Annotated in this window: 7 protein-coding genes; all 7 read left to right on the top strand. The window is 42.5% G+C overall.

The window, feature by feature from the left end:
* Window positions 1–416 precede the first annotated feature (416 nt).
* Complete coding sequence (locus JMY02_RS08365; protein ID WP_201597140.1) at window positions 417–2066, top strand: hypothetical protein; 1650 nt, start codon at window positions 417–419, stop codon at window positions 2064–2066.
* A gap of 70 nt (window positions 2067–2136) precedes the next feature.
* Window positions 2137–6147, top strand: a complete 4011-nt coding sequence (gene tssM, locus JMY02_RS08360) for a type VI secretion system membrane subunit TssM (protein ID WP_201597137.1) — start codon at window positions 2137–2139, stop codon at window positions 6145–6147.
* On the top strand, window positions 6144–7124 hold the full coding sequence (gene tagF / locus JMY02_RS08355) for a type VI secretion system-associated protein TagF (RefSeq protein WP_201597129.1): 981 nt from the start codon (window positions 6144–6146) through the stop codon (window positions 7122–7124). The genes tssM and tagF overlap by 4 nt, the downstream gene beginning before the upstream one ends.
* A gap of 85 nt (window positions 7125–7209) precedes the next feature.
* The gene (locus JMY02_RS08350; protein WP_201597127.1) at window positions 7210–8046 is read left to right on the top strand and encodes an OmpA family protein; all 837 of its coding nucleotides are present in this window, start codon (window positions 7210–7212) and stop codon (window positions 8044–8046) included.
* Between the two features lie 74 nt (window positions 8047–8120).
* On the top strand, window positions 8121–10799 hold the full coding sequence (locus JMY02_RS08345; RefSeq protein ID WP_201597125.1) for a DUF2345 domain-containing protein: 2679 nt from the start codon (window positions 8121–8123) through the stop codon (window positions 10797–10799).
* A gap of 9 nt (window positions 10800–10808) precedes the next feature.
* Window positions 10809–11861, top strand: coding sequence for a DUF2515 family protein (locus tag JMY02_RS08340; RefSeq protein WP_201597123.1), 1053 nt, complete (start codon window positions 10809–10811; stop codon window positions 11859–11861).
* Window positions 11862–11921: 60 nt separating this feature from the next.
* Window positions 11922–12954, top strand: a 1033-nt coding sequence (locus JMY02_RS08335) for a hypothetical protein (protein WP_201597121.1), incomplete at its 3' end; no start/stop codon positions are given.

Genomic DNA, 12954 nt, shown 5'->3' with positions numbered 1-12954 from the left:
ATAAAACGAACAGGCGTTTATCATTGATATTTTGCAAGTATTATATAGACAAATCTTCTCTATTTAAAATAAAGCTTACTTAATTTCACTAATTTATTATATATTCTTCAGCTATATCCTTAATAAGTAGGCTTTTTTTCTTTAATATCGTCAATTCTTATCTAAAAACCTCAATATTCCTTGCTATATATAGTGATTATCTAATGGTATAAAACCTTTAGGTTATGACCGCCATTCATAACCTAATGAAACATTAGTAAAATAAAGTCCTTAAATATACTAGAAAGAATCATGCGAATACCATAAAATACTGTCTAATGATAATGGTCGTATTAAAAATATAGTAATAAAACCAAACAAATAAGAGGTTTTTATAAGTGGGCGCAAAAAAAATACTGTCATATGGCCGCTTTGTTTTGATGATACTTTTAGTGTTGTATCTCATATTGGTTTGGATGTACTTCAAAGACAATACACCACAGCTTACTGCATCTAGCCTACTACTGTGGTTTGTGACGATTCCCTTGCTATTACTTGGTTCCATCATGATCCTTTTATGGTGGCAAAAAAGATCAGACAATCAAGACGTAAATACATCAGATATTGGCGGTGAAAAATTTGGTGAGCAAGAAACTATCAAGCAGCCAGTGACGCACAAGTTATTTATATATAGCCGTGTTTGTTTACCTGAGGGAAACTGCTGGTCCGAGGTGATTGATAATGATGAGGACTTAACAGTATTGAGTGACGATTTGGTGGACATGGATGGATTACCGATATTAATAAAACCGATTGACAATTTACCTGATGCCGCCTCTTTACCGTATGAATATATGATTGATGCGGATACAACTGATTCAGATCTTAATGACAACTCCCCCAATAGTACAACCTTGCGTTTGTACTCATTGATCCACGAGCTGCTTAGTTTGAGCGATGATGTATGTTCCACCCTCGCCGAACATTTCGATCAGTATTATAAACAAGACGATACTCAGCCCAACTCAGCTCTACACATTCATCCTGAATGGCAGCAACATTATTTGGTTAGCGCAAATGAAGAAAGCAGCCGCATGTCTGTTTGTTCTCACGCCTCACTGTCCGCACTACCCGTCTACCTATGTATACCAGCCAGCGCTGATTCGTCAGTACTTATCACGCTGGTAAAAGCGCAATTGGCCAACTATGGTATTCCGGAATCTCTACTCTCCATTACGCCTATTGTGAGCAGTGGTACCGACATAGCAGACGATACAGAGACTGATGATACGTCTGAATTCATCCATGAACAATTGATACCATTGTCTCAATCACCTGTCCCTGAGCTGTGTTTAATACTCATTGCAGACTCACAAATCAAGCATGAATGGTTAGATGCTCACTTGTACTCAAGCAATGGTTCTAACATCATTCCTACCGAAGCTGGCGTGCTGCTGGTATTTTTTAATCAAGCGGCTCAAGATGTGCTCGACATCGATACCAGCTCGCGTATTTTATTGACTGAAATTGGCACGCCTAGTAATAAAGACAATACGAGTAAGAACAATGGACATGATCATCACGCCAGCCATGACCTTGATACAAATACTGGCACACCTCTCTATTCTAATCCTCATGAGCACCTCCGTAACAGACATCACTATCTTGAGCATTTAACCGCTATTCAGAATCTACTAATGGATAATAATCTGTCATTGTCACCCATAAATGCAGACGAGCAGACAATTACGACACAAGCCACCAAGGCTATTCCCAAAACTAATGTCGCTCTATCAGATAGAACGATTACAGCTATATCGGACATTAATCCACTAAATCAGCTTTATGATGTATCAGTGTATTTACGTTTTCTTGAAGCATTTATAGTAAAAGGTGCGCTGGTAAATGAACATCATTTAGGGCATTATATGCCCTTGAACCAGTGGCTAAAACCATTTATCAGCTTATCACTATTCGTTAATTCAGCTGAAAATAGCAAACAAGAGTCAGAATTAATATTTTTAGTTACCCAACATAAGCGTTGTTCCATACTTTGGTTAGCTGATTCACCTAAGACATCTGACTGATCGCTTTTGATAACACGTTGTCGTTGCAAATACTCATTTTATTATCTTAAAATCACACTAGGTAGCACGCATGTTTTCAAGGTTTTTTCATCTTATCTACAATCCAAGAGTGTTGGTAGTTTTGGGTATCCTAGTCGCTCTAGTCTTGTTGTATGACTATGTGACGATTAAAACCTTTTTCACTATTATCGGTATCCTTATAATAGGTGCAATGCTCAGCGCGCTTGCCTACTACCTGTGGAAAAAACGTAAAGCCGCCTCAGACGAGCTGGCCAATCTAGTCGAAGATAATGGTAATGAAAGCCACAATAAAGACACGCCTGTAGCAAAAGATGAAAATGCTCAAGAGGTACAAGCACTACGTCAGCAAATGCAAGATGCCATCAAAACCATACGTAAATCCAAAATTGGTGACCAAACGGGTAAAGCAGCACTATATGAGCTGCCGTGGTATATGGTTATTGGTAATCCTGCGGCGGGGAAAAGCTCGGCAGTGCTACACTCAGGCCTAAAATTTCCCTTTATGGAAAAAACCAATAAACTATCGGTAAAAGGAGTTGGCGGTACGCGTAACTGCGATTGGTTTTTTTCAACCGAAGGAATCTTACTCGATACCGCAGGACGTTATTCTGTTTATGAAGAAGATCGCTCAGAGTGGCTGTCCTTTTTAAACCTGCTCAAAAAGAATCGACCTAAAGCGCCAATTAATGGCATTATCATTGCTGTAAGCATCGCCGAACTCACCAAAAATGATCCAAGCTACGCCTTGGATTTGGCCAAAAACCTACGCAGTCGAGTCCAAGACTTAACCGAACAGTTAGAGGTCTATGCGCCCGTTTACGTGGTCTTTACCAAGATGGATTTGGTCTCAGGCTTCCGTGACTTTTTTCATGACTATGAACCAGAAGAGCGTAATCAAGTATGGGGCGCAACCATTCCCTATCCCGAAGATCCTGAAAACATCAATATTACCGATGTGTTTGAAGAGCATTTCGGCATATTGGTCAATGGCCTAAAAGACTTGAGCACGACTAAGTTATCTTTGCGTCATCAGCGTACTGTATCTCCGAGTCTCATGACGTTTCCTATGGAATTTCAATCGCTACGTCCAATGATACGGACGCTCATGCATGCCTTGTTTGAAGACAATCCTTTTCAGTTTAAACCCATACTGCGTGGGTTTTACTTTACAAGCGCCTTGCAAGATGGGCAAGTTAACAGCCAAATGACCCTGCAAATGGTGCAAAACTACGATTTACACTCGCCAGCTATACCGCTTAATGCACAGCAAGAAACCGCAGACAAGCCCTACTTTTTGCAAGACCTATTTTCAAAAGTTATTTTAAAAGACAAGCATTTGGTTAAGCAGCACAAAAATCGCAACAAACGCAGTCATCGCGCGCTTGCCACTCTAGCCGCTGTCGTTACTTTGTGCACGGCTGTTGGTCTGTGGACATGGTCATATGCCAATAATAAACAACTGACAGAACGCGTAGTGGCTGATTTACAACAAGTTGCCCAGCTGCAAAAGAACGCCAATGGTAATCTACAATCTCAACTTGAGTCACTCAGTATCTTACAAAGCCGAATAGAACAACTAGAAGGCTATGAAGAAGACAAACCACTGGCTTTAAGCTTTGGCCTCTATCAAGGCGATACCCTCAAGCAAAAACTGCTGGCAGAATACTACAATGGTATCAACATCATCGTCTTAGCGCCTACGACACAAAACATAGAGAAGTTTTTGACAGAGGTCAATACAAACGCCGATCAGTTAGAAGTACGCACAGACGAGTCAAAAGTTGACGAGGCGTCTGAGGCTGCCATTATTGACACCTATATTCAGTCCGACCCTACCGACGTTGAAGACGCTTATAATGCGCTCAAAGCGTATTTGATGCTTGGCAATCATGACAATTTAGAGACCAGTCATTTAAGCGATCAGATGACACGGTTTTGGCGTAACTGGCTTGAAGCCAATCGTGCGGATATGCCGCGTGATAAAATGATTCGCCAAGCTGAGCGCATTTTGAGCTTCACACTGGCTCATGTCGATGATCCCACTTTTCCACTTATCCAAAATGACTTAGGGCTGATAGACAAAACCCGTAGCAATCTGTCTAAAGTCAGCAAAGGCCAACCTGCGCGTGAGCGTGTTTACTCTGAAATTAAAATGCGCTCCTCTGCCCGCTTTCCCTCAGTCACGGTGGCTCAGATCACTCAAGACACTGCTAATGAAGCACTACTTGGCAGTTATGTCATCTCAGGTACTTTTACCAAACAAGCATGGGAGTCTTTTGTCAGCGATGAGATTGACAAAGCTGCCACTTCAAGAGTAGTAGCAGATGATTGGGTACTGGCAACCAGTAGCCAAGACGACCTAACTTTGACAGGCAGTCCTGAACAAATCAGGCAGTATCTGGTCAATCGTTATAAACAAGAATACATCAGCGAATGGCAACGGTTTTTATCACAAGTTTATGTTCGTGATAGCACAGGATTCGATGACCATGCTGTCTTATTAAACCAGCTATCGAACGCTACAGAGTCACCGTTAAAAACTCTATTCGAGACCGTTGATCGTCAAACCCAGTGGGACAATAAAGCCGCCATGCAAACTTCTACCAGTAATGGCGAGTCTCGGCGCTCATTTGTCAATTGGTTCAAACAAACCATACTTCGTCAAAGCCCAGCAGAACTGCGACAAGCAGAAGCGGCCATGAATAACGCCAGCAGCTCTAACCCTGCTGCGCCTGCAACGCCAGCACAATCAGGTGTGATAGCACAAGCGTTCGCTTCTATTCACACATTAGTGACACCAAGAGAGGACAACCAAAACCTATCCTTATTAGACAACTATTTAACAAGCTTGGGAGATATCAGAACTCGCTTTAATAATATTGCCCGTAGTGCTGACATCGGTCCTGATGCTTTATTATTTGCCTCACAAACGCTCAGCCCCGAAGGATCAGAATTAACCAAGTCTCTACAAATATTAGATGAACAAATACTCAGTCAAGCCAACTCTGACATAAAACAACTCGTGCGCCCGTTATTAAGTGAGCCGCTGACTCGCTCATTCAATATGCTTTTGACCCCAACGAAAGCGGAGATTAATAAAGTTTGGAAAGCACAAGTACGCAAACCTTTCCTCGATACTTTAGAGAAAAAATATCCGTTTACTGCCAATGCCAATTTAGAAGCGACACCAACAGAAATCGGCCAATTCTTTGGGGAAGATGGCTACGTGGCGCGATTCGTCAACGAGACACTGTCACCCTTTATCATTCGCCGCGGCGACCAAATCTCAAGCAAGATATGGAATGGCGCAGGTTTGGGTCTGAGTCCGCAGTTTGTCGCTGACTTTGGCCGATATTTTGTCAACTATACTGGCAGCAATAGTGCTGGCTCGGGTTCAACTGGTACTAATGGCGCTTCCAATAAAACGACCTTTCAGATTATGCCATTGCCAGTCAGTGGCTTGACCGAATATACGATTGTCGTCGATGGTCAGCAACTGCGCTATCGTATGGGCACGCAAGCATGGACAACGTTTGTGTGGCCCAATCCAAGCAGCCAACCGGGTGCGAGCATTAGAGCTAAAGATTATGATGGCAAAGACTTTATCGTTTTTGAAGAAGCGGGTAGCTTTGGCGTCGAACGTCTTATCAATAGCGCACGTCGTACTGAGCTTGGTGACGGTATCTTTGAGATGGCTTGGTCAGGTGATGGTATCACTGTCTCTGTGCGCTTTAGAATCATCAGTGGCAATAGCAATACTGCCAGTCAAGGTCGCTCCACCAATCCATTTACGGGTATGAAATTACCGGATGAGGTCATCGCCCTTGGGGTCACGCGTACGGCAAAACCCATCACTGATAACAACGCTGACAGTAATAACCTTCCTGCTAGTAATAACTCGATCACTCAAATTGATGAACAAAGCCGTACTTTACCGCCAACAGGCGAGCTAAATGTCACCGCCAATACTACTGACAGCAATAATACGCAAGTCAGCGACCCTGCCACCAATACTGATAATGATGCAGCGAACACAGCACAGCAGGAGCAGACACCATGACTCCTGAATGCTTACCTTTAATATATTTTGGTAAACTGCCTGCGCGTGGAGACTTTGTACGTGCACGTGCTCATATATCAGAGACCAATGCCATTGATGAATGGGTCAGTCAAGCTCTCGCCATTTCGGAAAAAATATTCAGTGAAAGTCTAATAGATAAGGCCGATACCAATAAAATCGACTGTTTAAATTTTAGTCATGTAGATACCAGATCTCATGAAATCATCACTGGTGTTCTTGTTCCGAGTCACGACAGTAGCTATAGAAACTATCCATTGATAGGTTTTGGGGTGTTGCATTCTGATAAACCCAAAAACTGGATGAACTATTTGCCAATCAAGTCGTTCGCCCTTTGGAATGATACTTACGAAGTGTTAAGTACGGCCAAGTCTAAGACTGACAGCGCCCATCTCATGGAATACCTCAATCATAGCCAGCTTACTATCGATAATAGTGCTAGCACTTACTATTATGATTTTATCAACACCACAACTTTGCATGACATATCGGTGTTAATGGACATCGATAAATCGCAACTGATACAACAAATTATCGCTACCGGCTTGTTATTCTTACCCACTTTTACCAAAGGCTTTTATGGTCTTAATAAAGTCATTTGCTGGTCTCTCACTTCTGACAAAGAAAGCTCCATCTACTTAGCAACTTTTTGGCATGATTTGATTACTGGTTTTTATCAGCCGCATCAGCTTTATCTGAACACCTATCTGTACCGAGTGGCTAACGGTTATCGTCTGCTATTGAGCTTTACTAAGCCCGATGGACGGATACTTGAACAAATATCAAAAAATGAAACCAATTATCCTGAGGATTGGGTGGTCATCGCCAATAGTGAGTGGACTCAAGGCTATATCGATGAGGATATTGGATTGTCCCGTTTCAATAAAATATTGTTGCAAGACAACCTCTATCTATACGACACAAGGCAATTGTTCAAAAAAACATTTTTGGCACAATAGCTTTGATAATAACTACTTATAACTAGGCGTCATACACGGCGATTAGTCACTGCTCAATCACATTAAAATTAGAAAAGGTGCTTGAATGAACGTCCTCTCCATAACGACAACACCCAAGCTAACAAGTCACATAAGACGCTTGCTATTAACGGCTGCTATTACTCTTCCTATTAGCGCTGCTGTCTTTGCAGAACATAACGATGCCCATGTGACAAATGGCTCGCAAAATGTGCCTGTTGTTATTAAAGGTGTGGTCGCTACCAGCTCAGACAAGCAGCAGATTCTCGAAAAGCTCAAAGCGCAATATCCCGACAAACCTGTCAGAGATGAGATTGAAGTGCGCTCAAACATTAGCATACCAACCAACTGGCAGCAGATCACCACAGCCATTATCGATAGTGATATCTCCAACATTCGCCAAGGCCGTATCGACATCCATGGTACAACCATTAGCTTACATGGCAAGGTAAGCAGTCTTGAACAAAAACAAGCGATCCAGAATCGCATTCACTCGCGTCTCACCGATCTCTATCAGTTAGAAAACCAGCTGGTCGTCGTAGAAGGTGAACAACGCCTCATAGATGAGACCTTAGGCAATCGTATTGTCGAGTTTGAATCTGGTAGTGCCAACCTCACACCTCTGGGACTAGGTATCTTAGATGACATGGCAGGTGTCTTGCGCCGCATCAGTGACAAACCCGTTCTTATCACTGGTCATACCGACAATGTCGGCAACCCTACAGCCAACTTAGCCCTATCAAACGAACGGGCAGAAGCGGTTAAGCAATATCTGATAGGTCGTAATATCGATGCTGCCCGTCTCAGTACTACTGGCAAAGGGGACGCTGATCCTATTGCCAGCAATGACAATGAAGAAGGGCGCACTCGTAACCGCCGTATCGAATTCACCCTTAGCAAATGATGCCCTGTATATAACGATAGTGGCAGGTAAAGACTTGCCTTCATAAAGCCATTGTTCAAAATAGAGACTTTACTATGTTACGCGTGACCAATACCGTGCTCCCCATGCATCCTGATAGGCTCTATGCCAGTGAAGGTAGTACTCAAGCGCCTTATCCAAGTGCTCGACAAGACCTCAATGCTCATCAAGCGTGGCAACATAGGCTCATGCAACAATCTTGTGAAGCCGATATTATTGATCAGTTAAACCCCAATAGTAGTCAGCAACATCAGCAGCACGGTATCGATGCTTATGTATTACACGTCTATATTCATGAGCGTCATCATCCACCTTTTACCTCGCTGACTCCTTTGATCGGTAGTCCTTTGACCTTAAGCTTCGACACGCCAAGTGGCTTACGATATCGCCATCTATATGTGACGGGTGTGCATCAACTCGATCATGATGGTAGCTTTGGTTATTATCGTCTGCTCGCACAGCCCATCACTTATCGCTTGCATCAGCATTTGCACTGTCATGTAGATACAGATTTATCCGTACAAGCCATGGTCACAGAACGCACAGCACCTTTAGATATAGAGGTAATCGATGATAGCGGCAATGATAAAAATGAGGCTAGCTGGACACCAGCGCGTATGACCCAATGGCAAATGAGTGATTGGACACATATTTGCGAGCGACTCTCACGTCAAGGGCTGACTGCGTACCTGCGGCATGAGCAAACTGGCGAGCATCACCCACCAAAACTCATTATCACCTCAGCATACCCAAGCGATATCGATGACATCAGCTCAAACATTGGTGCTTTACGCTATCAGCAAGTGTTACACGACCGCGTCCATGCACCAGTTTTAGCACTCAGTGAGCAGATTCACACCCAACCAAAATTAGTGACGATGCAGCGTTTCAATAGTGCAAGTGTCGCACACCCCACACAGTCCGCTGACGTTGTTACTAGTATTAATGGTAAACAAGAAGAAAATCAAGCTCTTACTAACACGCTTACTTCACTAACACTGGATACTCCTGCTGCGTTTACTCCTGTATCAGACACGGATACCATCGATGAAGCGGCTATCGTAGCAAACAGTCATCAAAGTCATTATCGTCTCTATCATGCACTAACTCATGCCACAGATTTGAACGTTGCTGATACCTTTATGCTTGTCGATCACAGTGCGTTAAATGCTAACTACCGCGCTACTCATATCGTTCATTTGGCTCGCAATAGCCTAGCGCACATGACAGGATTGACCGTAAGCCGTCGCCATCATGAACGCCATGCTTCTTCGTTAGAATCTGGCAGTCATCTCACCCAGCTGCGTCTTATTACCGCGGACACCCCATGGGTTGGTAGCTTATATAGCAAACATGCACTACCACCAATGACGGGAATCACTGAGACCCAAAGTGACGCTGATAGTCGTAATCATATGACGCCTACCAAAAGCCACCTGCTTGACCATCCAGCCCAACCCATTAACCGATTAGAGGCGCAAGCAGGTGTCAACTACGGCACTCACTTCACTCATAGAGCGGATGATCAAACACTCATGCAATCTATTGGCGATAGTGAACACCTAATAAATACGGGTAGCTTATTGTCACAAAGTCGCCCTAGCCTATTCGCCACAGACAACGAGCAAGCTGTAGAGAGCGGTTATCGCAACACAGAAAACGGTCTCACAGAATGGATCAGCGATCACCGTACAGAACATGCTTACTCACAGCTAAAAGTAGACAGTGCTGACGTTTCTGCTAGTCTAAAAATGGGCATTATCAATCCAGCGAAAGACAGTGCCAAACGTCAAGGCATCAGTGCCACTACCAATGCCCAAATTAATATTAAGTCTGGTGAAGCACTTGTCCTATCGACCCAGCCGCAAACTCACATACAGTCTGAACAACACAATTACCAGCACCATACCCCGACGTTAACCCAAACCAGCCTTGGCGGTCAGCACTTGGCAGAGCGTTTAACACAATTGGCAACAGGACTCGGACGTAATGTCAACGACAATCAAGCCATCAAATCCCAGCTTGAGTCCATTGCATCGGAACAGCAAACCGAAACTCATCAAACAACGCCCTACACGCTGATCGATAGCGCGGCTGATAATAGTTATATCAGTGAAGATATGATTATTCAGCGCTCTATGGGTGAGATGATGACCACGACCCAGCAAGATATGACAATCAGTAGTGGCGATAGTCACAGCCAAGTCAGCAGCGAGTCACTCAATATAATCGCTGATGGTCAATTTAGTACGACCAATGCTAAGGACAACATCACACTCTCCGCCCATACGGGTAAATTAGATGCCACGGCAAAGCAAGATATCAACATCGCCTCCTCCACCAAAGAAGTTGAGATAGTGGCGACCAATAAGATTACGCTGACGGCTGGTGGTGCGAGTATCACGCTTGATGGCGCTGATATCACCATTAGTGCAAAATCGTTTACGGAGAAAGGTGGTAAGCATAGTAAGGCTGGGGGCGATTTGGATAGTAGTTATTTATCGCGTTTGCCTTTCGATAAATTGATGGAAAAAGAGTTTTTTGATGAGCAGATACAGTTAGTTGACCCCATGGGTAATCCTCTACCAGATATGAAATATCAGCTAAAAGGCAAGAATGTAAATATCAAGTCAGAATCAGATATTGAGGGTAAGACACCTCGTGTAGATTCAGGTGATAAAGAAGATGAACTAAAGATGCAACTGATCTGGTCTACTTTCTCAAAGAAAAAATAGGATAAAAGTATGGTTACCAAGGCGAAAACCAACACGACTATAAATAGCTGTACACCGAAAACCTGTACCTGTGCAGAGTTATGGTCTGTCTCTCAACAGTTTTGTCTAGAGCGTATGAGCGAAGAGGTATCGAGCAACACCTACGATTTTGTGGACAGTTATAGTGTAAGAGCTCGTCGAATAGCAGGTACATATGCTAGATTTTATTTAGAAACTGAAAAAAACGGAAGCCCAAATAAAAAAGGACGCTTTTATTGGATGGCGCTCGGTGCATTTGCTAGTAAGACGGTAGCTTGCACTTTGGAACATTGGACTCTTACAGTAACTAAACATGGTATTGCAGTCACTGCAAGTGACTGGTTTGGACAAGGCAATTTCTGGCTTTTTCAGGATATTGCGGGATGGCATCATTATTACAATAAGTTTGGATCGGCAGTTTTCTTTAACTGTATAGACAAACGTAATGCGAACACACTTGTACCTCAGATAAAATCAGCTATCGATAAAGCAGACTGGGCAGCAGACTCGTTGCCAAAAATCAATAACCTAAAAAGTAATAACTACATAAAAAGGGGCTTTAACGAAGTTAAGAAATTTGAGAAAATTCCTTCAAAAAACACATCTGAGAGAGCAATAGCACAACGTCAAAATGTCCTAATAATTGCTCAGCACGAACAACACGAAGTCCTACAACCCTTAATTTATAAGCAAAAGCGACATCAGCTTGAAATCGATGCAATGGGATTGGCAGGAGGTCTTGCACCTGAGGTTAAGCTCTTCTTCTCAAGTAATTGTAATGTACCGCAAGTCACGGTACAACCAAAGTATCGTTATCGTGGCAATCACGCTACTGTTAAAGATGACCCTAAATATGATAAATATGTCTCTAAACCAGAATCAGATATTCTATTGTATGACTATGAAAGCCGCATGAATTGGATTAATAACGCTGCTGAAAAGTTTCATGGACTGATGCAAAAAGAAGAGAGATATATGCTAGGCCAACTTCAAGCGATGGCAGGTTGGTATAACAAACCTGATAAATTTTATCCATTCAACTAAAAGAAAAACACGATGAGATATTATCTGCAACTTGCTTACGTTTTGTTTTTAAGCCTCTTTATGACCGCTTGTAACGCCCAAGATAAGGTAACCCCCATAATGCCTGAAAAACCATTGTATATTGAACTTAATACTACTTCCAAAGAACTTTACAGCGCCAATCCTGAGTATAAAGCTTTTCAAGAAGGAGACGTTCAACCTATGGGAGCCACTTTCCAAGGGTATGACTTTCCAAGATACAAAGAACCAAATGCCATTATCAAATATCCTAATGGTGAATTTGCTATCAATGGTGTTATGTCAGTCTTAGCTTATGAGGATAATAAACAAGAAAATTATAAACTCTCTAGAATCAATCTTAGTTTTTTATTCAACCACAAAGTAAGTGGTATATCAGACAAAGATGCTTATAAAAAAATGATGTCTTTTTTTAAAGAGCTACAGAATAAAAATTGGACGCCTACAAAAACTTTAAGTGAATCTCGTTTAAGTCCCAAAGGCAGCTTTACATTTGCTACCAAAGAAGACGGAAATACATACAATCTTAACTATACTTATCCATTAAGTTTTGAACAGTGGTTGCAGCTCGATGATCTTCAAACATGGCAGCTTCGACATGGTGCAGATACCTTTTTAAATATTAGAATGAATAGACAAACAGATTCATCCACAGATAAGCGTCATTACCTGATTAGTTTAGAGGTTTTCAATGAAGTGGAGCTACTTCAACAAATCGTTCCGAATGATTATGACGAACCCTTGACTAAAGAATATAGTAAGCTTTACAGCGAATTCCCTGAATTCAGACTCTTTTCCGAAACTGCTGCCATAAAAATGGGATTAAAAATTCAGCAAAGCCAACCTGATTATACGCTACCACTCGTACTTAAAGAGACAGGCATTGATACCAGCAGGTTTGTCTCAATTGACCCCTACAAAATTACTTATGAAGAATTTATCGAACGTCAAGAAGCTGGCGAAGATATGACTCCTTACTACGAAGATCAGCCGAAGATTAAACCCGAAATCACCAGTCAAGTCCAAGGCCGTTGCCAAGCAGGACAACCCTGCCCTAAATCTGGTTATTGGTTTA

This window comes from Psychrobacter vallis (assembly GCF_904846715.1).
Taxonomy (GTDB): Bacteria; Pseudomonadota; Gammaproteobacteria; order Pseudomonadales; family Moraxellaceae; genus Psychrobacter; species Psychrobacter vallis.
This window is presented reverse-complemented; position numbering and strand designations above follow the sequence as displayed.